Below are 23469 nucleotides of genomic sequence, written 5' to 3' on the forward strand. Positions count from 1 at the left end.
GGAGTAAAATGGAAGAGTAACACTATACTGGCGTGTGGAGGTTGGCAGCGATGACATTACCCTCAATTTTTGTTGCGCATGGTTCACCGACACTGGCTGTAGAAAATAACGCATATACCAGCTTTCTTGCAAAGCTGGGCGCGAGCCTGCCCCGACCCAAAGGAATTGTCATTTTTTCCGCGCATTGGGATAGCCCCGATCAATGTATTGGCGCGGATGATCAGCATGCAGCGTTGCACGATTTCTATGGCTTTCCTGAAGAAATGTACTCAATCGATTACCCTGCACCAGGCGATCCAAAGCTGTATGAGGAGATAGAGCATCTGTTCAGTCAGCATAACTTGTTCCACCAGCCGGTTCGGAACCGGGGACTGGATCATGGAGCATGGGTGGTTTTGCGGCATATATATCCTGATGCGGACATACCGGTCGTACCGTTATCTATTGATTCTCGGCGCGCTCCTCAAGAGCAATACGAGATTGGACGGATGCTGGCGCCGTTGCGAGAACAAGGGATTTTGATTATCGGTAGCGGCGGATTGGTCCACAACTTGCGGACACTCAAGCAGACGAGTGAGCCAGCCGATTGGGCCGTTCAATATGATGACTGGATTGCACAGCAGCTTCAAGACTGGAATTTACGTCACTTATTCCAATATGACAAGAAGGCTCCATATGCCAAACAAGCGGTACCTTCTTATGGAATAGAGCATTTTTCACCTTTGTTTTATGCGATGGGGGCTGCGGATCAGGAGCGCTCCGCGCATAAGCTTTTTCAGTCGTATGTCCTTGGCTCGCTGAGTCTCAATTGTTGGGCTTTTGGTCAAGAAAGTGATACGTAAATGTAAAAAAGAACTTCCGAATCCACATGCTGTGTGGGAATGGAAGTTCTTTTGTGTTTTTTGCGTCTTCGATTAATTAGAAGGCACGTTCTTTTTTAGCCAAGTGGATACCTGCGAAGTACGTTGATCTCCATTTTGATCCAACAGTGTCATAAATGCTTTCAGCTTTTGAATATAGGTGCTCTTCGAATCCATATTACGTTGAACGAACCATTGATACCCTTTTTTGGCATACGGATGAATCTTCCCGGTATCATGATCGAATAATGGCGTATTGTTCGTGCCGTAGAAAGTATAGAAAAAGTACAGATCGTGCAATTTTTTTATAGCTTGTGTACGATTGGAATGTGGATATTGGTTTAAAAACAATTCCTGTGCCAGCACTCGTCCGGCTAACTGTTGATAGCCGATACGGAGCGCGGCATCTTTGGTAGCAGCCTGTCCGGATTCCATCGACATGATGTCAATATAGCTGCGGATATCTACCGTGGTGTGCTTCCCGAATACTTTATATTTTTCATAGTTGATGATTGGGTAATACATGCCTTCTGCGGTTTCAAGTTTGTAGCCGGCATCTCTTGTTTGAGTTAGCAACTTTTTCAGGTTCGCATCGCTTGTACGGCTGATTACATTTGTGAACGAATCACCGGGTTTATAGATTTGATTTATTTTGGTTTGAACAGAGGTCGGGTATAGGGTCTGTGCATAGGAATCCAATTGCTGGTTCTGTGCATTTTCCAGATGAAGCACCATGAGGGTAGCTTGAGAAGCTGGAATGGATTGAATATGCTTTTGCAAATAAGTGAATGCCTGAGATAGCTTGCCGGGTTGGCCTAGTAGCTGCTCGAAGGTCTTGGAGATATGTTGTACACTTTCTGCCTGAGATGTCGTAGTAGACGTCGCCGCTTGGGCTGATGCCGTATATCCCGATCCCATAGTCTGCACTGTGAAAGTTACTGCTGCGAGCATGAGATAGGCTTTGGTGATTTTTTTCATGATATAACCCTCCATTACGTTCTTTGATGTAACTGTAGTGTATAGGGTAAATGTATCGTGAGCATTCCATGTTGTATCCAACTTGTAAACGTTTGGGGAGGATAATGAATCCGATAAAAGAGTCCGAGTTAGGAGGAGCTAAAATCCTCCTTGTGAGCATAACAGCGCAAAAAATAACCATTATCCCGGAGGATAACGGTTATTTGGGGGATGTTTAAGCGATTTTTCGACTAGGGTCCGCTGGAAAGGTATCTTTATTTTTACCAAACAGTCCACGCAGGAAGGGCAGTACCCAACGGTCAAAGCCAATTCTTCCGGCATTTGCGCCAGCAACTACGAGGAAGATTTCAAACAGCAGGTAGATTGCATTGGTGCTTACTGTACCCGAGAACAGGAACGAGAAGTTCATAACCATGGCCATCAAAGCAGCCAGTGTAGTCAATGTACCGAGAAGCAGGCCAACCCCGACCAAGAACTCACCCAACGGGATCAGGACGTTGAACAAACCTACATTCGGCAGGGCAAAGGCTTCGAGGAACGATCCCCACCAGCCTTGTACAGCGGGATGGTCTCCACCTGTTTTAGCAATGGCCCCCGAGATAAATCCGCCTGCATCGAATCCACCTGTCAGCTTTTCAAGTCCGTGAGTCATCCATTCATAACCTAGATAAACCCGTACGACAGTCAGCAACCACATTGCGACTTTGTTCTCACGTAACCAGCTATTAAACATTCAAACCACTCCTCTTTCTTAATCTATAATGTTGGTTGTATTTCATTTTGTTGGGATGATCATCTTTGCTACACCTTTATTGTAGTAGGTTCAGTTACAGTTATTTGTGATAAAAATCACAAAGTCTGAATATTTTTAAAATTTTAATGTCTTCAGATAAGTATTCTATAGAGAGGTCATGCTTCAATCAAGACAAAAACAGGAAATAAAGCTTATAATGAGAAAAATAACGAAGTGGAGGGATGAACTTGTCCGGGCCCATTTCCCAACGAAATCATTGGTTGCGTGTAATGGCCTCAGCTCTGTTATGCATGACGCTGATGTCTTGTTCTGCTATGTCCAATACGGGAGATACTGAACCCGTTCCTCAACCGACCAAGCATAAAACAGAGAAGGAGGCGCTTGAACCGCCGAAGGAGCAGTCTACTCCGGCATTTACAGCTCCGCTTACCGGTCTTCCGGTGGAGCAGCCAGTTTTGGAGCGACCGCTCGCTGTCATGATTAACAATGCTCCAGCAGCACGTCCGCAGGCAGGACTTAGTCAGGCAGATATGGTATATGAAGTTCTTGCAGAAGGCGGAATTACCCGTCTGGTCGCTTTTTTCCAAAGTCATGGCGGAGATGTAAAGGTTGGTCCGGTCCGTAGCATTCGTCCGTATTTGATTGAGCTGGGCGAAACTTATGGTGCGTTGCCGATACACGCAGGGGGAAGCACAGATGCCTATGCGATTTTACAGCAGCAGCGGAAGGAACATTTAGATGAGATTTCAAATGGAGGGGCATACTTCTGGCGAAGCAAAGATCGTCGTCCTCCGCATAATCTATACACGGACGTGAATAGACTGCGCAAAGGAAGCGATAGTAAAGGGTATGCTACGCATACGGACGTTCCAGTATATACTTACCTTAAATCTGGCGAAACCCCAGTTATGGTGGACGAGACTGCAACATCTTTACAAATCCGGTTTTTGCTTAAAAGCTACCGGGTATCTTATACCTATGATCCAGCGGATCAACAATATAAGCGTTTTGTGAACGAAAAGTCACATGTGGATCAAAATAATAACCAACAGCTCTCAGCAGCCAATGTCATTGTGATGAGCACCAGGCATCGAACGTTGGATGATGTAGGCAGATTAAGTGTTGAACTGGACGGCAGCGGAGAGGCCATGGTGTTTCAACAAGGACAGTTAATACAGGCTGAGTGGCAACATACGCCAGGTGATGCGATTCGTTTTATGAAGAATGGGGTTGAAATTCCGTTAACGCCAGGTACATCCTATATACATGTGGTGCCTGCAGATACGCCACTAAAGGAACATGTAACCATAGAAGCGAATTAGAAAACGAATTACACCTTTTTAGGAAAAAATTGTCGGATAATGAGCTTATATGTCGGGCACTGTATACGTATATCATGAAATTTGCTTTTACAAACATTACAAAAACATTGATGAGTGTGATAAGATAGCAAAGGTTGTCTATTGCAGTCGAAACAGGTTGCGGATATTTTCGTAAAGGGGTAATCGTTATGAGATTGAAGAAAAAGGATATATTCTTCGAGACGTTGGAAAATATGGCAGATACGATCGTGCAAGCAGCCGATTATTTTGCCCAACATACTTCAAATCTTCAAGATGTGACTTTGTTTACAAATGAAATGAAGAAGTATGAAAATAAGTGTGATGATTACACACACACGATTATTACTGAACTGAACAAGACCTTCATTACGCCGTTGGAACGCGACGACATCATGGAACTGACAACAACCATGGATGATGTGTTGGACGGTCTTGAAGCGACGGCTTCCCGTTTTTATATGTACAACATTACGGAGCCGGACGAGTATATTGTGCAGTTCGCTGATATTTTGCGTCAATCAGCTTACGAAATTCAGAAAGCTGTACATTTGCTTTCGCAGAAAAAATTGCTGGCCATTCGTGAATACACTATTCGTCTGAATGATTTGGAAAATCAGGGGGATGAATTGTTGCGTATTTGCATCAAAAACCTGTTTGCAACTGTAACTGACCCTATTGAACTGATTAAACGCAAAGAATTGTACGAACGCCTTGAAACGACAACGGATTCATGCGAGGATGTTGCAAATATGCTGGAATCCATCATTATGCGTAACTCGTAAGGAGTCCTTTTACATGGATACAAGTTTACTGGTATTGGGTATTGTTATTTTTCTTGCTCTGGCATTTGATTTTATTAATGGGTTTCATGATACGGCGAACGCGATTGCAACTTCGGTATCGACCCGTGCATTGACCCCGCGACGTGCGATTATTATGGCTGCGGTCATGAACTTTCTCGGGGCAATATTGTTTACAGGGGTTGCGAAGACGATTGGTGGAAGTGTGGCTGATCCAACCAAGCTTACGAATGGAATTGATATCGTCATTGCGACGCTGATCGCTGCGATTATCTGGAACCTCTTAACCTGGTGGTTCGGTATTCCTTCATCCTCTTCTCATGCATTGATTGGTGCATTGGCTGGAGCGGTGTATGTAGGTGCAGGATCGGAAAAATTAAACTGGAGCGGCTTCATCGGGATTGTCGAAGGACTTATTTTCTCCCCGTTGATTGCTTTTGTTGTCGGTTACATCGTGATGATGATTTTAAAATACATCTTCGCTCATCGTAGTCCGCATACGGTGAACAAAGGGTTCCGTACAATGCAGGTCATTACAGCAGCGCTTCAGTCGTTCACGCATGGTACGAATGATGCTCAAAAGGCGATGGGGATTATTACATTCGCACTCGTTTCGTCGGGGTATCAGGACCATTTGGAAGTACCCATGTGGGTAAAAATTTCAGCCGCAACAGCCATGGCGCTAGGTACATCTATCGGGGGCTGGAAAATCATCAAGACGATGGGAACCAAGATTTTTAAAATCGAGCCAATTAACGGATTTGCAGCCGACATTTCGGGAGCCTCTGTTATTTTCACAGCTACATTGCTTCATTTGCCCGTAAGTACCACTCATGCCATTACTTCGGCTATTTTGGGTGTGGGTTCTGCGAAGCGTTTTTCCGCTGTGCGTTGGTCGCTGGCCGGTCGAATTATTATTACTTGGGTGATAACGATACCGATTGCTGCGCTGTTATCTGGATTGATTTTCAAAATTCTTTTCTAGTTCGTTATTATTTCTTGAAAAATAGGTACACACTATAGAACACACAATAAGCTTCCGTCCGCTTTTTGCGGCAGGGGCTTATTGGCATTCTGGGGCAAAACGGCTTCTTCAAAGTTTACACCTCCAGATAGTTCCATGAAACGTTTTTCAAAAATACCTGACATCAAAGTAGTCAATTTTTAATAACTCCTGTAAAATAAACAGAAAACTTTGAACCGTTCAACTGACTGGAGGAAATTATGCAAAAATCTAGAAAACTAATAGCACTTATCATTTGTTTGTTTTTTGTGGTTGCCCTGGCCGGTAATTTCGGTGTAGTGGCACATGCAGAAAATAAAACAAAGTATGATATCGGCACGGATACAACGTTCGCGCCTTTTGAGTTTGAAGATGTAGATGGTAAATTCGTCGGAATTGATATGGATTTGCTGGCAGCTATTGCCAAGGATCAGAATTTTGAATATACCATTAAGCCTCTTGGCTTTAACGCGGCAGTGCAGGCCCTTGAAACGAATCAAGTGGATGGTGTCATTGCCGGGATGAGTATTACCGATGAACGCAAGCGGAAATTTGATTTTTCTGAGCCTTATTTTGATTCAGGCGTCGTCATGGCGGTCCGCAAGGATAATGATACGGTTAAACGCTATGAGGACTTGAAAGGGCAGCGTGTCGCTGTCAAAACAGGCACGGAAGGTTATACATTCGCAGAATCCATTAAGGCCAAATATGGCTTTACTACAGTACCGTTCGACGATTCTTCTCAAATGTATGATGAAGTTAAAACAGGTAATTCGGTTGCCTGCTTTGATGACTATCCGGTACTGGCATACGGTGTAAACCAGAATAACGGCCTTAAGCTGGTAACAGATAAGGAAAAAGGTGCTTCTTACGGGTTTGCTGTTAACCAGGGCAAGAACCAGGAGTTGCTGGAGAAATTTAATGCAGGGCTTGTTAATCTGCGTAATAGCGGGGAATACGATAAGATATTGGCTAAATACCTTGGCGAATCGGGCAAAGGTGTGGCGCCTGTAGAGACCAGCCGCTGGGGACTGATTTCCGCTTCGCTGCCTTCGCTGATTAAAGGCATGGGAAATACGTTGCTGTACACACTTGTATCTTTACTCGTAGCCTTTATTCTAGGGTTGGTGTTTGGCTTTATGAAAGTAAGCCATAACAAGGTGTTCCGTGGTATTGCAACTGTTTTCGTCGATATATTCCGCGGTATTCCGCTGATCGTGCTTGCTTTCTTTATTTACTTTGGTATTCCACAGGCACTGGATTTCAAAATGCCGCTTTTTGTTGCAGCTGTATTGACGCTATCCCTGAATGCGGGTGCGTATGTAACTGAGATTATCCGTGGCGGTATTCAGTCCATTGATCCGGGACAAATGGAAGCAGCTCGTTCGCTTGGTCTACCCTATCGGACAGCTATGCTTAAAATCATTTTGCCACAAGCTGTGAAAATCATGATCCCGTCGTTTATCAATCAGTTGGTTATTACGTTGAAGGATACGTCCATTTTGTCTGTTATCGGTCTGGTCGAATTGACCCAATCGGGTAAGATCATTATTGCGCGGACATTCCAATCCTTTGATATTTGGCTGGTAGTAGCGGTGATGTATCTTATCGTCATTACAGTCCTGACCAAAATTTCCAACCGTCTTGAAGGGAGAGTTCGCCGTGGGTAAAATTATCGTTAAAGATCTTAAAAAAAGCTATGGTAGTAATCAAGTGCTAAAAGGCATCGACATGCAAGTACGTGAAGGCGAAGTTGTGTGTGTCATTGGCCCGTCTGGTTCGGGGAAAAGTACGTTTTTGCGTTGTATGAACATGCTTGAAGAAATTACCGCAGGTGAGGTCATTGTCGATGACTACAACTTGAGTGACAAAAACGTGGACATTAACAAAGTCCGTGAAAATATAGGTATGGTATTTCAACATTTTAATCTGTTTCCGCATATGACCGTACTTAAGAACATTATGTTCGCGCCGACTGAACTGGGGAAACAGTCCAAGGCAGAGGCCCGGGAAACGGCCATGAAGCTGCTGGATCGTGTGGGGTTGGCCGATAAGGCAGATGCACTGCCAGGGCAGCTTTCCGGCGGTCAGAAGCAGCGTGTGGCGATTGCACGTGCGCTGGCCATGAACCCGGACATTATGCTGTTCGACGAACCGACCTCGGCGCTCGATCCTGAAATGGTGGGCGAAGTGCTTGGCGTAATGAATGATCTGGCGCGTGAAGGCATGACGATGATGATCGTAACGCATGAGATGGGTTTTGCACGCGAAGTAAGCGACCGTGTTGTGTTTATGGACGGTGGTTACATCGTAGAAGAAGGAACGCCACAAGAGGTATTTGGTAATCCGAAAAACGAGCGGACCATTAGTTTCTTAGAAAAAGTATTGTAAGTGGGCAAGGTTTGCCGTGAGTGCAGGTGAGGACGTAGTGTGAGACCGCTCCGCGTTCCATTTGATCTTTCGATCGCTGTTGCCCTTGAATTTTTTCGATTATAAAAGACCTTATAAGGTGAAAATTCTAGGGCAAAGGCGAACGCTTCGCTTCTCCAGATTCAAATGGCCCGCTACGCTACGGCTCGCTGATTGCCCTTTTCGTGCCATGAGCCTGCCTCACTTTTGAATGAGTGGGTGCAGGGGAAGAGGGCGCGACGCAGCTCGGTGCTTGCTGCGCCGAGGGGGATATAGCGAGGTAAGCATCCGACCGCTTTGTGGCTTATGATGTTTATTTTCATAAGTGAGAATTTTGCAAAATTCTGAAGTGAAAGGCTTGCTTTGAAGATAAGAACTGCTCTGCACGAGGATAAAGGATATCTTGGGACGGCTTGTTGACCCTGAGATATCCTTTTCTTATTTAGTGTATGGAAATGTAGTGCGTGAGATTTGTATAATGCTGATTGGCTTATATAAAATATAAATAACATATAAGACGGAAATGCAAGCGAGGGGGACGTACGGTGATACGTACATTGGCTATAGGCCATGATCATCAGGTAACAGTGGGAAAACCATTGGATCAGATCGTCATGGAGGATTACATATGGATGTGGGTAGATTTTAGCGAGCCTACAGATCGGGAGACGGAGCTGCTGACGAGTTATTTTCATTTTCACCCATTGGCTGTGGAGGATTGTATGCATGTTCTGCAACGTCCCAAATTGGATTATTACGAGGATGTGCAGTTTCTGGTCGTGCATGCGCTCGATGTAGATACGTTAGCTGCGGAAGAAGTGGATATGTTTATCAGCGCTCGTTTTTTGGTTACATATCACCATCATGAGTTAGAGGAGCTGGATCAAGCCTGGGAGCGGATTGTCCAGCATGCGAATGAACGCAAAATATGGTCGCGAGGACCGCTGTCTGCAGCCTACACGGTGATGGACAAGCTGGTAGATAACTATTTTCCGAGTCTTTTTATGATTGAGGATGAATTGGCCGAGCTGGAGGGCTTGGGCGGTCGCGAATCCGTAGAGGAATTAATGAAGCAGGTGTTTGACCTGCGTGGCAGGCTGCTCAAGCTACGCCGTACCATCGTACCTATGCGTGATCTGATGTACCGAGTTTTGAATTCGCAGCATGTGCAGGGCCAAGGAGATCATATGGCTTATTTTACCGATATATATGATCATTTATTGAAGCTGACAGACATGCTGGAGGCCGACCGCGAGATGACAGCCGACCTGAGAGACAGTTATATATCGCTCAATTCCAATCGCATGAATTCAATTATGAAGACGCTAACCGTAATTACGACCGTTTTTATGCCCTTGACGCTGATTGCAGGAATCTATGGTATGAATTTCTCGAATATGCCCGAGTTGGGCTGGAAATATGGATATTTTGGCGTACTGTTTTTCATGTTTTTGTTGAGTGTTGCCATGGTAGTCTGGTTTATGCGCCGAGGCTGGTTCAAATAGTATAGTCTACTTTCTTGTGCGTTTGCGCGGACGTCTGCGCGGGGTAGTGGTACTTTTGCGCTGTGTCTTTTTCCGGCGTCGGCGTGGTGGTGTATATTCATCCAGTTCCTCAGTAATTTGTGTTGTAGATTTTTTGCTTGTGTTTTTGTTGAATGCTGGGAGCGAGCCCATAATCAGTTTTGCCATCGGAGCAAATTGCTGCACGCTAGACATGATCTTTTGTACCTTGCCGACCGTAGCAACAATCCCGTCAATACCGCCCATACGGTCAATAATACCTTTAATATCGTTGAGATTACCAAGATTGCCAAGGCCGCCAAGCAGTCCTCCTTTGGCAGGGGCGGGGTCTGGCGTAACCACGGCAGAGTCTGTTATACTCGCTGGCGCCTCGTAAGGAACCAGTGCGGAGGAATCGACTTGCGGAACCTCGCTGTATGGATCGAGTCCAGGATAAGGAGATGAACTATACGGATCGGAAATGGCACGCGTTTGCGCCCTCCGATGATAGTAATGTCCAGGCATGAGATCACATTCCTTTGCAGGTTGATACTCTACTGTATGTTACAAACGCACAGTGGGTTTAGGCGCGTGTCCCGAAATCAGGTATAAAAGCGGATTTGGGCATTCGTACGGTATGTTTCTATGATCATAATGTTGTTCTGTAATGCGTGAAACCGTTAATGCTTGAAAAACTGACTATTCCTCAGGTACAATGAGGAGAGATCGTAACCTTGGGAGATGATAATCCATGCAGCTTAAAAAGCTTAATGATAAAAGTATTGATCAATTGTTCGAAGCTATTTTAACTCTTAAAAATTTGGAAGAATGCTATGTGTTTTTTGATGATCTGTGCACGATTAACGAAATTCAATCCCTCTCCCAACGTCTGGAGGTTGCCCGTATGCTAGGCAAAGGCAGCACATATAATCAGATTGAAGCAGAGACAGGAGCCAGTACAGCTACCATTTCACGTGTTAAACGTTGCCTGAACTACGGTAATGACGGGTACAAAATGACTCTGGAACGTCTGGGACGCTAATGCGGAGCCCTGGGATACTGGTCATCAGCCATGGCTCTAGGGAGCCATATTGGGTAGAACAGGTGGATCAGGCAGTTGCAAAGCTTCATTTGCCGGAAGAAATACCGGTAGAGGTTTCATTTTTGGAAACGGTTAAAGAAAGATTGATTCAAAATGGTATTGACCGTCTGGAAGCCTTGGGTGTAACAGATATATTGGTTATTCCTTTGTTTGTGTCATCAGGCAGTACGCATGTAGATGAGATTAGCTATGCGCTGGGTGTCAAAGATGCGCCGGACAAAGAAACAGATTTGGAGCCGTTTCGATTGAAAGCCCGAGTGCATTTTGGTAGCCCGCTGGATGACGGAGAAGATGTTGCTCACATGGTGTGGGACAAGGTTCGCCTGCTGTCGGCCGATCCTGCGGGAGAGGTTATTTTACTCGTAGGTCACGGCAGTGTGCACAACGGCTTTTTTCAGCGCTGGGAGCAGGGGATTTCTTCGTTGGCCCGTACGGTGCAAAACGTGAGTGGTATCATCACGGACTACGCTTTGCTAAATCCCGAGAGTGTGTACGACAAGGCAGCGTACTGGAATCAGGATCGGGGTCATGATGTTATTGTGGCGCCGCTATTTTTGAGTTCGGGATATTTTACAAGTCACATAATTCCTAAACGCTTGCAGGGGCTCGAATACCGTTATTCGGGAGATCCTTTATTGCCGCATCCTTTGCTCACAAGCTGGATAGACAGGCAAATTCATGAATTATTGCAAAGCATGCAGAAGCAAGCGAGGTCAAGTAATAGATAGTCTGGTTCGGCTATAACGTCATTTAAGCCTTAAATTTCCTTATTTGGGCGAAGTCTGGCTTCTTTTATTGTAAAAGAGGTCTTTTTCCAGTATGATGATATTTTGTACAGACTGAATATGATGAACTGCGATGTGAATATAAATATCATTAAATATACGGGTGGCGTAACGGAATGAAAAGAGCTAGATTAATCTATAATCCGACCTCTGGGCGTGAGGAAATGAAGCGTCGTCTTGCGGATGTTTTGCAGCGCCTGGATGAAGGTGGTATTGAAGCCTCTTGCCATGCAACTACGGGTGAAGGGGACGCAACACGTGCGGCAATAGAGGCCATTGAGCGTGGGTATGACATGATTATCGCCGCTGGTGGCGACGGTACATTGTATGAGGTCATTAACGGCATGGCTGAAAGAGAAAACCGCCCGCCCCTAGGTGTGTTTCCTCTGGGGACGACGAATGATTTCGCCAGAGCATTGGGCATCCCCAAGCACTGGGAGGATTATTGCGACCTCGTTATTCGTCAAAATCCGAAGCCACTGGATATCGGAAAAGCGAATGACCGCTACTTTATCAACATTGCAGGCGGGGGAACTTTAACCGAGCTTACGTATGAAGTTCCGAGCAAGCTCAAAACGATGATTGGCCAGTTGGCGTATTATTTTAAAGGTATGGAGAAGATGGTCAGCCTTGCACCACAGGAGCTGATCATCAAGGCATCGGGTCAGGAAGTGATCCACGACGAGTTTATGCTCTTCCTGATTGCAAATACGAATTCGGTGGGTGGGTTTGAAAAGCTTGCTCCCGGGGCGACAATAGATGATGGGCTGCTCGATGTCATCGCTGTGCGGAAATGCAATCTGGCGGAAATGATCCGATTGGTAACACTCGCGCTGCGTGGTGAGCATTTGCAGGACAAGAAGATTGTTTATTTCAAAACAGATTACATGGAAGTGACCTCACCTGGCTATGTCCAGCTTAACCTGGATGGCGAATTAGGGGGCACCTTGCCAGCGACCTTCCGGAATTTACCGCATCATTTGAATGTTTTCCGGTGAGGAATGATGAGGAAATATTTCTGCTTCCGGACGGCAACGCAATATAGTATATGGAATGCAGAGTAGGTAGTTGTTTTTTTGTGTGAGCATATTGGTTCTTGCCGTTCTCCGTGGGGAGTAACGGCATTTTCGAGTTGATGTTTGTATGTTTAGATGACCATTCAAATTAGACGTACGAAAGAAAATACCGCATAAAAAAAAGATCAGAAAGAAGTGACATTCATGACGAATAACCGTAGCGGACGTGGAAAAAGCCGCCGGAATGCAGCAGCAGCAACTCCTGTTCAAGGAAATCAGCACCAAAACACTATGAAGGCGACAAGAGAGAGCGAACCAGAACAGTCTCAAGTTAGAGCTGGAAATGGGCTACTTCAAGCCGAAATCAAACATAAAAATGGAAATGTGAATGAAAATGTGAATGATTCGGATCGGAAGAAGAGAAAGAACGGACGAGATACTCGTCGTTCTTCCAACGGTAGACGAAGTCATGATGCTTCCAATCGTAACCGGTCTAGTGTAGAGCGTAGCGATCTGCCTGTACAAAAGAACGATGAGGCCGTGATAGACATCATCGGCATGAACCACGATGGCGAGGGTGTAGGACGTGTCGAGGGTTTTACGCTGTTCGTTCCGGGTGCATTGCCAGGTGAAAAGGTACGAGTAAAGGTGTTGAAAACGAAAAAGCAGTACGGCTATGCCAAGCTGCTGGATATTGCGCAGGCTAGCCCTGACCGGATTGCAGCTCCGTGCGCCATCTACGATCAATGCGGTGGCTGCCAGATCCAGCATATGAGCTACGAAGCGCAGCTCAGCTGGAAACGCCAGCATGTCGTGGACGTGCTGGAGCGTATCGGGAAGCTGAGTGTGACTAGTGACGACGGCACGTCCGTTGATTTGTCGAGTGTACATGGCGTAGTCGTGCATCCTACACTCGGTATGAGTGAGCCTTGGCGATATCGCAACAAAGCCCAGGTGCCGATTGGTGTCACAGAGGGCGGGCTTGTCGGTGGCTTCTACGCACGTGGCAGCCATCGGATTGTGGATATGAACACCTGTCTCATTCAGGACGAGCGTAATGACGAAGTTGTCGCACGTGTGAAAGAGATTGGCCGAATGCTGGGCATCAGTGCATATAATGAAGAAACCGGACGTGGGCTACTGCGCCATGTCGTTGTAAAGACCGCTTTTCGCACGGGTGAAATGATGCTGGTGCTCGTCACGAATGGACGAGATATTCCGCATGCAGATGCGTGGATCGGCAGTATCCGTGAGCATATTCCACACGTGGCAAGCATATGCCAGAACGTGAATACAAAGCGAACGAACGTTATTTTTGGCGACGAGACTCGTGTACTGTGGGGACGTGACGTGATCTATGACTACATTGGAAACGTCCAGTTTGCGATTTCTGCGAGATCCTTTTATCAGGTGAATCCCGTACAAACGGAAGTGCTGTATGGCAAAACCGTCGAATATGCCGGGCTCACAGGCAAAGAAACGGTGATTGATGCGTATTGCGGCATCGGTACGATTTCTCTGTTCCTCGCTCAGCATGCAGACCAGGTGTATGGGGTGGAGATCGTCAAAGAAGCCATCGACGATGCACGAAGTAATGCGCTATTGAACGAAATGCGTAATGTGAAATTTGAGGTAGGCGCGTCCGAAGACGTCATTCCTGCGTGGAAAGAGCAAGGCATCACCGCCGACGTTATCGTCGTCGATCCGCCCCGTAAGGGCTGTGATCCACGCCTGCTCGACACCATTCTGGAGATGAAGCCAGAACGTGTGGTGTACGTATCCTGTAACCCAAGCACACTGGCGCGGGATTTAAAGATACTGGAGGATGGCGGGTATAAAACAGTGGAAGTACAGCCTGTAGATATGTTTCCGCATACGGTTCATGTGGAGAGTGTTGCGCTGTTGGTCAGAAAAGATTAATAGTTGAGGTGTATTGGCGTTTGAAAAAGGTAAAAATCAAAACAAACTTACTGATAAAAACATCAATAAGATTATCGAAACGTACCGAAATCGTGTAGATGTTGATAAATATGCTCACGTGGTATCACTTGAAGAAATCAAAGAAAACGAGTTTAACTTAAATATTCCTCGCTACGTGGATACGTTTGAAGAAGAGCAAGTCATTAACCTTGCCGAAGTGAGTAAGCTTTTAGAGCAAGATAAACAAGAAATCGCTGAACTTGAAGCCAAAATCAATGAACAGCTGAAAATTTTGGGTATTCATGTGTAGAAATTGACGAAGTGGGCCAAGGATATTATTTCCTGGCTTTTTTTAGCTATTTCGCATGGGAACGGCATAGGCTGGGGGAAGTAATGCCGTGCAGTATTTCTATGAACTGCGGCGCAGTACGTTATAGAAGATGGCAAGGAGGGGCGGGCGCTCTTCCTTTTTTTGCGAGTCTTTTGGGGAGTATGCTCCTCTATTGAGTATGATATACTCATTTAGATGTCTATGCTTAACATATACTGCCGTTTGAACTACGTTGCTTAAACATGATATATGTGAAGAAGAAGCAAGGACATGAACAGATTAGCTTTACCATTTTGGGACCAAAGATTTGTCCTGGTATTTATAGAGGAGTTTTTGATATGACGAATAATTTTTGGCGTGAGTTGCCACGACCCTTTTTTATACTGGCACCGATGGAAGATGTGACGGATGTTGTGTTTCGCCATGTCGTAAGTGAAGCAGCCAGACCGGATGTGTTTTTTACGGAGTTTGCGAATACAGAGAGTTATTGTCACCCGGAGGGGAACAAAAGTGTACGCGGGCGTTTGACTTTTACAGAGGATGAACAGCCCATGGTGGCCCATATCTGGGGAGATAAGCCGGAATATTTCCGTGAAATGAGCATCGGTATGGCGAAAGAAGGCTTCAAAGGCATCGATATTAATATGGGTTGTCCTGTAGCGAATGTAGCCGAGAATGGGAAGGGAAGCGGCCTGATCTGCCATCCCGAAATCGCAGCGGATATCATTCAGGCCGCCAAAGCCGGGGGATTGCCCGTGAGTGTAAAAACAAGGCTCGGTTTCACTGCCGTAGACGAATGGCGCGACTGGTTAACCCATATTTTGAAACAAGACATTGTGAATTTGTCCATTCATCTGCGGACAAGAGAGGAAATGAGTAAAGTAGACGCTCACTGGGAACTAATTCCGGAGATTAAGAAACTTCGTGATGAGGTGGCACCAGATACACTGCTGACCATTAACGGAGATATTCCGGACCGTCAGACCGGCTTGAAGCTCGCTGAGCAATATGGTGTGGATGGCATTATGATTGGGCGTGGTATTTTCCAGAATCCATTTGCGTTTGAGAAGGAGCCGAAGGAACACAGCAGTGAGGAATTGCTTGAACTGCTACGGCTTCATCTAGATCTCCATGATCATTATTCAGCGCAGGAGCCACGTTCGTTCAGCCCTCTCGCCCGCTTCTTCAAAATATATGTCCGTGGATTCCGAGGGGCAAGTGAACTCAGAAACAGCTTAATGAACGCCAAATCAACAAGTGAAGTGCGTACATTGCTTGATGAGTTTGGAAGCAAGGATCATGATGAGGTAGAGGAACGTGGAAATTAAATTGCCAAGTTGGGAGACGGGCTGTTAGTAGGCATTGAAAACATAGGAGGATATATGTCCTGGAGTAAATTGAAGCAACAACTGGAGAGCTTCCGCTGTCCTGCGTTAGACGGAAGAGTCGAATACCGAGCGACCAGTTACCGTTATTTGCCTGATAAGTCTGGAATCTGTTATATAACTGTAGATAAGAAGAACATACTCAATATGAATGATATCACTAGTTCGATCAAATGGTATCAGACGGAGTTGGAAATCAAGAATGATCCAGATATCCAAGTTCCTATCAGCAATGAAGACATTGAAACGGTCAGAAAAGATACTAATGGTAACGTTCCCGAGGAGCGTCTACAAGTAATTGCAAGAGGTAGAAAAATATCAGAACATGCAAAGGAGCTTTTCTCAGCACAGGCCTCATTAAGCAAGGCTAATTTTAATGTTGTAGCTAATAAATTTTTAACTAATTCTATAGAGGAAAGCTTAGAGAGTAATGATATCTTATTGAATATTTTAGCTTTAGTGGACAGACGAGTTGGAAAAAAACGAATATTAAACATGACCGAGAAGATGAAGTTAAAGCATCCCATTGTGCAGTATTTTTATGAACTACGGCGTAGTACGTTATGAAAATAAATAACTTTCATTGATGGGGGCACGTCGTGTCAGGATTAAGTGCTGTTCATTGTTGCTGCATTGCACAATGGCAAATAATTTGGATGTCTGGGAAAACAGCAAAGAGGGGCGGTGTGCCCCTCTTATTTTCGTAATGCTGAGCATTTTCATTTATTTACAGAAAGTGTAGCACTTCATTTTCATAATTTATCATCATAAAAAAACTTTTCTCTCATTCAATGATCTTGCTATATTCGATAAAAGCTGAATTGTATTCCTTATCTCATCTTCCGTAGTGTCTGGGTGAATTGCACAGATTCGGAGAACCGTTTTTCCATTAAGTTGTGTTGTAAGCACAGAGGCGTATCCGTTTGTCGTCATTTCTTGGGAGATCCTTCTATTCAGTGAATCTAATTCTTGCTCAGATAATCCAGTTGGCGCATATCGAAAGTTAACAATCGCTAACTTAGCGGGGGATACAATTTCCCAATGATTATGTTTTTTGATTTCATCTTCAGCCCATTCTGCGAGTTGAACTCCATGCTCTATGGCTTCACCGACAGCATTAGTTCCTAAAGCTTGTAGTGTCACCCATAGTTTCAAACTTCGAGCAGGCCGCGTTAATTCAGGACCCAGATCCCAATAATTAATATGTTCTTCATTAGTCTCGGCATCTTTCAAATATTCTGGATGTGTGCTGAAGCAGTTTCTGAGCTGTTGATTTTCTTTGGCTAAAACTACGCTACAGGAATATGTCTGCATTAACCATTTATGTGCATCCCAGGTAATGCTATCTGAACGCGATATTCCGCTCAAAAGGGGCTTATATTTCGAAGAGGCCAAAATCGATGCACCGTAAGCTCCATCCACGTGTAACCAAATATTATGTTTTTCACATAGGTCAGCAATATCGTTTAGCGGGTCAATGCTTCCTGTATTGGTTGTGCCTGCCGTGGCAATGATCGCAAAAGGTTTCATGCCAGTCGCCTGATCATCCATTATTTTTTTCTCTAAGGCTGAAACATCCATACGAAAATTTTTATCACTTGGAACCTTTCTGATTTGATCACTACGGAATCCGAGGATGCGTAGCCCTTTGGCGACCGATGAATGAGTTTGATCTGAAACATAAGCAGTTCCAATGGCATATTCCTGCTCGGATAACCTTGCATTGCGTGCAGCCGCTAAAGCGGTCAAATTCGACAGCGATCCGCCCGACAGAAATAAGCCTCCAGCAGTATTGGGATATCCTGCTTGGTCACACATCCACCGTATCACTTCCCCCTCTAAAAGGCTTGCGCTCGAACTCAGCATCCAGCTTCCGGCATGGGTATTATAGGCGCTAGTCATGATATCTCCTAACCACGAGTAAAGAGACATTGGACCAGGAACCAATGCGAAAAAGCGAGGGTGTTGCATGAAGGTTTGGTGAGGATAGACGTTTTTCCTCATTTCATCGACGACCTCTTGTATCGGTCTTCCTTTTTTCGGAAAACCAATTCCCCTTAAATGAGCTATTGTATCCCCATCTGCAGTGTTGATTACTTTTTGAGATCGAATGTTATTGTTTTCTGCTATAAATGAATGTATGAACTGCTCAATAATCTCACCTAATTGTTGATTTAGTTCTTGATTCATCATAAGCATCTCCTTTGTTTAACTTCAACCAAAGTATAATATAACATCTGTTGTCATATTGTGAGATTCACCGATTTCATCATTACGTTTATTTTTAGGCTCCACATGCAGACTATATTTATATGGCTCAGGTTTAATCCATATTCATGAGGTTGAGTTCGTTTTATCAAGTTTATTTCTGCTGTTATGCTAAACCCATCCCGTAAACTCCAGTATAGACGCTTTCGCAGATTGCGCTTCAGATTGTGCCCCTTTACGCCATTCTTTTGGCGGCTTTCCCATAAGCCTGGAGAAGCAACGGTTGAAGCTGGAAATGGAGTGAAAACCGACTTGTTCGGAGATCGAAAGAATAGAATCCTCCGTGCTTTTTAACTGCTTGCAAGCCTCTTCGATTCGGGTGCTGTTTAGGAAATCGAGAGGCGACGTCCCCATAATTTCATGGAATTTTCTTCGAAAATGAGTTGTACTTAAATGGCACAGGTCGGCCAAAAAATCCATCGTAATGGGGTTCATATAGTTTTTCGTGATGTATTCCAAAACCGGAGAAATGACAAAATCGTTTTTCAGGCTATGCTCTGTTTCTTGATCTGCCAACAGTTCATTCCTGGAATGAATTCTAAGGAGTTCTATGTAAAGGGATAGCAATAAGCCATAGGCACTTTCCTGATAGTAAGGATTCTGCTGTTTTAATTCTTCTACGATCGAAGTTGCAAGTGTATAAACCTTGGGATACTGCTCCTTATTCAATATACAGTTTTTTCCCTTCACCACCCACAAATTTGGTTCGAAGTTGCTGTAAGCACTTTTAAATGAATGTTGAAAGAGATCCTCTGGTGAAAAAAAGATATAAGACCACAGACTGGCTGTATTTGGCGAACTATACGTGGTATGAGGAAGATACCTGGGGATGAAGGTCACATCGCCGGCTTTGAAGGGTACAGATTCTCCTTTGATCTCCATGACGCCGCTATCTGAATAGCATATACCAATCTCCAAATGGTTATGGAAATGGAGATGCTCACTTTTAATATCAGAAATCTTCCAACGTTCACCGCTTAATAGCAAGACAGGGAAATTTATGGGCAAGCTATAGTGTCGATATTCTATAACGGGCTTCTTTTTTCTGGGCATATTCAATACCCCCATGACTTTGGTTTTAACCAGCAGATATACATCAGGATTTTGTAAAATCCTCACATAAATGATTGGAAATGCGCAGTTTTGTTGCGAATATGCTTAGATGGAGACTATTTTACTGCGTAGAATGGAATAAGTAAAGCGTTTTCAAAATAGTGACGAACAGCTCTCAAGCGCTTTGGGGAGCGTGGGCGCTAAGAGAGGGGAATAAAGATGCTTCAATTGGTTTGTGACAAGGAAGAGATATTAAAAGTTATCGACAAAGTCGTCAGAAAAACCATGACGATGGATTTAACGTGGGATTGGCCCTGCGGTGTGGCTTACTATGGTGTATCCAGAGCCTATACGAAAACAGGAAATAAAGAGTATTTAAATATGCTTGTGCAGTGGGCGGATGAATATATCGAGCTGGGTCTGCCGCACTGGACGGTAAACACATGTGCTATGGGCCATATGCTGATCACGTTGTATGAAGAAACAGGAGACCCAAAATATTGGGATATTGTGATGAGCAAGGTGGATTACATCCAAAACAATGCTCTCCGGTTCGGAGACCATGTTTTGCAGCATACGGTATCCGTGGCTAATGATTTTCCAGAACAGGCATGGGCGGACACATTGTTTATGGCGGCATTTTTTCTGCTGCGTGTAGGAACCAAATTAAAGGATGAGGCAATGATCCAGGACGCCTTAAATCAATATTACTGGCATATCAAATACCTGCAAGACCCTAGTAGCGGTCTCTGGTACCATGGCTACAATAATGTCAAGCAGGATCACATGTCCGGATTTTTCTGGGGGAGAGCGAATGCTTGGGGAGCATATACCATGTCGCAAGTCAAAATTCATTTAAAAGACTGGTACTTGTATCCGCAATGCATGGACGTAGAGTGTTCGCTTCGGGATCAACTGGCGGCACTAAAGGGTGTTCAAACGGAGAATGGTTTGTGGCGGACGGTACTGGATGACGAGGAGTCCTATGAAGAAGTGTCGGCATCTTGCGGTATCGCGGCGGCCATGATCAATAACGGCAATCCGCTGCATACCAAGTACGTGCAAAAGGCATTGGAGGGCATCTTGAACCATATTAGCGAGGACGGTCGGGTACTAGGTGTGTCGGGCGGCACAGCGGTTATGAAAGATCGGGATGGGTATCGCAATATTCCAAAGGACTGGATTCAGGGCTGGGGTCAAGGCCTGGCATTGGCCTTTCTGTCTGATATGTTGAATTAGGAGGGAAGCAAGTTGTCCAAACAAACTACGGGGAACTTTACACTACCGGGAGAATCCGGTTATGAGGCGCTGACCCTGAAATTAGCTGAACGGTGGGGTGCCGATGTCATCCGTGATAGTGACGGCACGCAATTGTCCGATGAGATTATAAATGCTGGGTACGGCATATATTCGACAATCTGTATCATCAGAGATCATAATGAGTGGGCGTCCCACCATCTGGATAAGCTGCAGCAGTGTTTTTTAATTACAAATCCAAAGGTAGCTGTACAAGATTATGTATCCATCTATCTGATGGAGGATTTTTTTGCTGAACAGTTCAAAGTGAATGATTCCAAAGAGGCGTTTAACTATTGGCAGGTTTTTGACAGAACGACCGGAGAGGAAGTTCCAAGAGAACAGTGGAATTATGAAAGGGAATCCGGAAACGTGGTCATTACCGGAATTGCTCCTTGGCATAAATACACGGTGAGCTTCATGGTCTACCGGATCTGGGAAGAGATTTCCATGTACAATCACACCACTAATCATTGGGACAAAGAGCATTTGATGCAGATAGATCCTATCTATGCAGAAACGCAACAGTATCTGCTGGATTGGATGGAAGATTGGTGTCTCCATCATAAGGAAACCACGGTTGTTCGGTTTACTTCCTTATTTTATAATTTCGCCTGGATCTGGGGCAGCGATGAGCGCAATCGCCATCTGTTCTCTGACTGGGGTTCATACGATTTTACGGTAAGTTCAAGAGCGCTTGATCTGTTTGCCAAGAAATACGGGTATTCGATGACTGCCGAGGATTTTGTGAATGGCGGGAAATACCGCGTCAGTCATATCCCGGCTGAGCAGCGCAAGCTGGATTGGATGGCATTTATCAATGATTTTGTAATCGAATTTGGCAAGAAATTAATTGATATTGTGCATAAGCACGACAAGCTGGCCTATGTGTTTTATGATGACAGTTGGGTTGGTATGGAGCCCTATAATGACCGTTTCCAAGAGCTTGGTTTTGACGGATTGATCAAATGTGTGTTCTCAGGTTATGAGGCGAGGCTGTGTTCAGGTGTGAAAGTGAATACGCATGAGATTCGGCTGCATCCATACTTATTTCCGGTTGGCTTAGGCGGGCTTCCTACCTTTATGGAGGGGGGCGACCCCACGCTGGATGCCAAAAAGTATTGGATTAATATCCGGCGCGCCTTGCTGCGGGAGCCTATTGACCGGATTGGATTGGGCGGATATTTGCACCTTGTAGAGCCTTACCCGGATTTTTGCGATTACATCGAAAAGATTGCCAATGAATTCAGAGAAATTAAAGAACTGCACCACGAAGGCAAACCCTATCATATGAAGACGAAGGTAGCTATTCTGCATAGCTGGGGAAAATTGAGATCGTGGACCTTGTCCGGACATTTCCATGAAACGTATATGCATGATTTGATTCATGTCAATGAAGCTTTATCTGGATTGCCGATTGAAGTGCAGTTCATTGACTTTGAAGATATCCGTCAGGGAATTCTACAGGATTGTGATGTAGTGATCAATGCCGGCTCTGCTGGTTCAGCATGGAGTGGTGGGGAGTACTGGAATGACAACAAGTGTGTGGACTTACTGACCCAATGGGTTTACGAAGGTGGTATCTTTATTGGCATCAATCAGCCTTCGGCGGTAGAAGGTCACGACAGCTTTTTTAGAATGGCGCATGTTCTCGGACTGGATGAGGATACAGGCTCCAGGGTAGGTCATGGAAGATGGACATATGAGGTTAGGGATGAGTATGGTTTGGTGCCTGAGGGGGCAAGTATAACGCCAAAGAATAGCATTTATCTTACGGATGGGTCAGCTGCGGTAGTGGAGGAAGCAAGTGGTATGATAACACTGTCTACACATGCCTTCGGTAAAGGAAAGGGAATTTACCTTCCTTCATTCGAATTCAGCTGGGAAAACACAAGGTTGTTGCTGAATATGATTCGCTTTGCAGGTAATGAGTTACATGAAACGAAGTACATTACGGATAACCTATATACAGAGTGTGCTTATTATCCAGAAAGTAAAATGTTGGTGGTTATTAACAATAGCGATCAACTTCAAAGAACGACGGTTGATACGGAATATGGCAAACAAACGATGGAATTAGATCCGTATGACACCATGATCACTCGTATTGGCTTAACAAAATCGGTATAGAAACGGAAAATAATAAGAGTAGCGGTGTCAAGCCCTCCTTTATTTAAGGAAGGGCTCTTTGTTTTAGCACCTCCAGAAAATCCAGCCAATTTACCGGGGATTTTGTCCATTCAAAAGTATCTACTCCATCATTAACTATAAGTAAAACAATGAAGGAGATGATTTCTTTGAGAAAGGCAACCTTAATGAAAATTAAAAATGCGGAAGCCAAGTTGGGAAGAAAGTTAAAAAAAAGAAGTCACGTGGTTATGAATCTTAAAAAAGCCATTCGTGTAACTCAACTTGGAGATGGATTTGCGCGTTTCACTTTCGCTGCGGTTACTATCCCCCCAAATAGCTTTAGAAGCACTACGATTAACGGTAACGCCTACAATCTGATTAGCGGTTCATGGATTTTCTCTGGAAATCAGCAAGGGTTTCTTCTCGATAACTATTCTGCGGCGGAAGACAGATGGTTCTTTACTGCATGGAATCCAACTGGATTCACAAGAACGGTCTCCTATGCTGTTATCGCCAAACGGAAGCCATAATTCA

Annotated in this window: 23 protein-coding genes; 17 read left to right on the top strand and 6 right to left on the bottom strand. The window is 44.8% G+C overall.

Features of this window, described 5'->3' with window-relative positions; all coding sequences use genetic code 11:
- The first annotated feature begins 50 nt into the window (after window positions 1-50).
- Entirely contained in the window at window positions 51-842 is a 792-nt protein-coding gene (locus tag JOD82_RS22770) for a dioxygenase family protein (protein ID WP_029517127.1), read from the top strand.
- A gap of 72 nt (window positions 843-914) precedes the next feature.
- On the opposite strand, the gene JOD82_RS22775 is transcribed toward JOD82_RS22770, so the two are convergent.
- Together JOD82_RS22775 and JOD82_RS22780 are read right to left on the bottom strand one after the other, a co-directional pair.
- The gene (locus tag JOD82_RS22775; protein ID WP_069012878.1) at window positions 915-1838 is read right to left on the bottom strand and encodes a hypothetical protein; all 924 of its coding nucleotides are present in this window, start codon (window positions 1836-1838) and stop codon (window positions 915-917) included.
- Between the two features lie 214 nt (window positions 1839-2052).
- Window positions 2053-2571, bottom strand: a complete 519-nt coding sequence (locus JOD82_RS22780; protein ID WP_029517125.1) for a DoxX family membrane protein — start codon at window positions 2569-2571, stop codon at window positions 2053-2055.
- Window positions 2572-2819: 248 nt separating this feature from the next.
- Between JOD82_RS22780 and JOD82_RS22785 the strand changes: the two genes are divergently transcribed.
- The 3 genes from JOD82_RS22785 (at window position 2820) to JOD82_RS22795 (ending at window position 5720) form a co-directional block, all read left to right on the top strand.
- Entirely contained in the window at window positions 2820-3914 is a 1095-nt protein-coding gene (locus JOD82_RS22785; RefSeq protein WP_069012879.1) for a DUF3048 domain-containing protein, read from the top strand.
- Between the two features lie 188 nt (window positions 3915-4102).
- Window positions 4103-4717: a DUF47 domain-containing protein gene (locus tag JOD82_RS22790; protein WP_007428879.1), complete on the top strand. Its 615-nt coding sequence runs from the start codon at window positions 4103-4105 to the stop codon at window positions 4715-4717.
- Window positions 4718-4730: 13 nt separating this feature from the next.
- A complete protein-coding gene (locus tag JOD82_RS22795; RefSeq protein WP_029517123.1) occupies window positions 4731-5720 on the top strand; it encodes an inorganic phosphate transporter in 990 nt (329 codons plus the stop codon).
- A gap of 32 nt (window positions 5721-5752) precedes the next feature.
- Here the strand turns inward: JOD82_RS22795 and JOD82_RS22800 are convergent, their stop codons facing one another.
- Entirely contained in the window at window positions 5753-5896 is a 144-nt protein-coding gene (locus JOD82_RS22800; protein WP_155271710.1) for a hypothetical protein, read from the bottom strand.
- Window positions 5897-5959: 63 nt separating this feature from the next.
- Between JOD82_RS22800 and JOD82_RS22805 the strand changes: the two genes are divergently transcribed.
- From JOD82_RS22805 to corA, 3 genes are all read left to right on the top strand, one after another.
- A complete protein-coding gene (locus tag JOD82_RS22805; RefSeq protein ID WP_209949968.1) occupies window positions 5960-7408 on the top strand; it encodes an amino acid ABC transporter substrate-binding protein/permease in 1449 nt (482 codons plus the stop codon).
- A complete protein-coding gene (locus tag JOD82_RS22810; RefSeq protein WP_039272400.1) occupies window positions 7401-8129 on the top strand; it encodes an amino acid ABC transporter ATP-binding protein in 729 nt (242 codons plus the stop codon). Before JOD82_RS22805 ends, JOD82_RS22810 begins: the two co-directional genes overlap by 8 nt.
- A gap of 563 nt (window positions 8130-8692) precedes the next feature.
- Complete coding sequence (gene corA, locus JOD82_RS22815) at window positions 8693-9652, top strand: magnesium/cobalt transporter CorA (protein ID WP_209949969.1); 960 nt, start codon at window positions 8693-8695, stop codon at window positions 9650-9652.
- A 6-nt stretch (window positions 9653-9658) separates the two neighbouring features.
- Here the strand turns inward: corA and JOD82_RS22820 are convergent, their stop codons facing one another.
- Window positions 9659-10174 carry a tyrosine protein kinase gene (locus JOD82_RS22820; protein ID WP_209949970.1) on the bottom strand — a complete coding sequence of 172 codons (516 nt, stop codon included), beginning with the start codon at window positions 10172-10174 and terminating at the stop codon, window positions 9659-9661.
- Between the two features lie 226 nt (window positions 10175-10400).
- On the opposite strand from JOD82_RS22820, the gene JOD82_RS22825 reads away from it, so the two are divergent.
- The 7 genes from JOD82_RS22825 to JOD82_RS22855 all read left to right on the top strand — a co-directional run bounded on the left by JOD82_RS22825 (window position 10401) and on the right by JOD82_RS22855 (window position 16755).
- The gene (locus tag JOD82_RS22825) at window positions 10401-10691 is read left to right on the top strand and encodes a YerC/YecD family TrpR-related protein (protein WP_007428885.1); all 291 of its coding nucleotides are present in this window, start codon (window positions 10401-10403) and stop codon (window positions 10689-10691) included.
- Window positions 10691-11479 (top strand): sirohydrochlorin chelatase, encoded by a 789-nt coding sequence (locus JOD82_RS22830; RefSeq protein WP_209949971.1) that lies wholly within the window; start codon window positions 10691-10693, stop codon window positions 11477-11479. The genes JOD82_RS22825 and JOD82_RS22830 overlap by 1 nt, the downstream gene beginning before the upstream one ends.
- A 173-nt stretch (window positions 11480-11652) precedes the next feature.
- A complete protein-coding gene (locus JOD82_RS22835; protein ID WP_013308843.1) occupies window positions 11653-12534 on the top strand; it encodes a diacylglycerol kinase in 882 nt (293 codons plus the stop codon).
- Between the two features lie 222 nt (window positions 12535-12756).
- The gene (rlmD, locus tag JOD82_RS22840) at window positions 12757-14472 is read left to right on the top strand and encodes a 23S rRNA (uracil(1939)-C(5))-methyltransferase RlmD (RefSeq protein ID WP_209949972.1); all 1716 of its coding nucleotides are present in this window, start codon (window positions 12757-12759) and stop codon (window positions 14470-14472) included.
- Window positions 14473-14485: 13 nt separating this feature from the next.
- Window positions 14486-14782: an N-6 DNA methylase gene (locus tag JOD82_RS22845; protein WP_245249115.1), complete on the top strand. Its 297-nt coding sequence runs from the start codon at window positions 14486-14488 to the stop codon at window positions 14780-14782.
- Window positions 14783-15141: 359 nt separating this feature from the next.
- Entirely contained in the window at window positions 15142-16131 is a 990-nt protein-coding gene (locus JOD82_RS22850) for a tRNA dihydrouridine synthase (RefSeq protein ID WP_209949973.1), read from the top strand.
- Between the two features lie 54 nt (window positions 16132-16185).
- Window positions 16186-16755 carry an SF0329 family protein gene (locus tag JOD82_RS22855; protein WP_069012885.1) on the top strand — a complete coding sequence of 190 codons (570 nt, stop codon included), beginning with the start codon at window positions 16186-16188 and terminating at the stop codon, window positions 16753-16755.
- A gap of 198 nt (window positions 16756-16953) precedes the next feature.
- Here JOD82_RS22855 and JOD82_RS22860 read toward each other — a convergent pair whose 3' ends face one another.
- Together JOD82_RS22860 and JOD82_RS22865 are read right to left on the bottom strand one after the other, a co-directional pair.
- Window positions 16954-18381 (bottom strand): pyridoxal phosphate-dependent decarboxylase family protein, encoded by a 1428-nt coding sequence (locus tag JOD82_RS22860; RefSeq protein WP_165149965.1) that lies wholly within the window; start codon window positions 18379-18381, stop codon window positions 16954-16956.
- 186 nt (window positions 18382-18567) lie between these two features.
- Window positions 18568-19509, bottom strand: coding sequence for an AraC family transcriptional regulator (locus JOD82_RS22865; RefSeq protein ID WP_069012887.1), 942 nt, complete (start codon window positions 19507-19509; stop codon window positions 18568-18570).
- A 219-nt stretch (window positions 19510-19728) separates the two neighbouring features.
- On the opposite strand from JOD82_RS22865, the gene JOD82_RS22870 reads away from it, so the two are divergent.
- From JOD82_RS22870 to JOD82_RS22880, 3 genes are all read left to right on the top strand, one after another.
- Complete coding sequence (locus tag JOD82_RS22870; protein ID WP_069012888.1) at window positions 19729-20748, top strand: glycoside hydrolase family 88/105 protein; 1020 nt, start codon at window positions 19729-19731, stop codon at window positions 20746-20748.
- A gap of 12 nt (window positions 20749-20760) precedes the next feature.
- Complete coding sequence (gene gnpA, locus JOD82_RS22875; protein WP_209949974.1) at window positions 20761-22935, top strand: 1,3-beta-galactosyl-N-acetylhexosamine phosphorylase; 2175 nt, start codon at window positions 20761-20763, stop codon at window positions 22933-22935.
- 158 nt (window positions 22936-23093) lie between these two features.
- Complete coding sequence (locus tag JOD82_RS22880; protein ID WP_238437976.1) at window positions 23094-23465, top strand: hypothetical protein; 372 nt, start codon at window positions 23094-23096, stop codon at window positions 23463-23465.
- The last annotated feature ends 4 nt before the right edge of the window (window positions 23466-23469 follow it).

Source organism: Paenibacillus sp. 1182 (genome assembly GCF_017833915.1).
Classification (GTDB): domain Bacteria; phylum Bacillota; class Bacilli; order Paenibacillales; family Paenibacillaceae; genus Paenibacillus; species Paenibacillus polymyxa_D.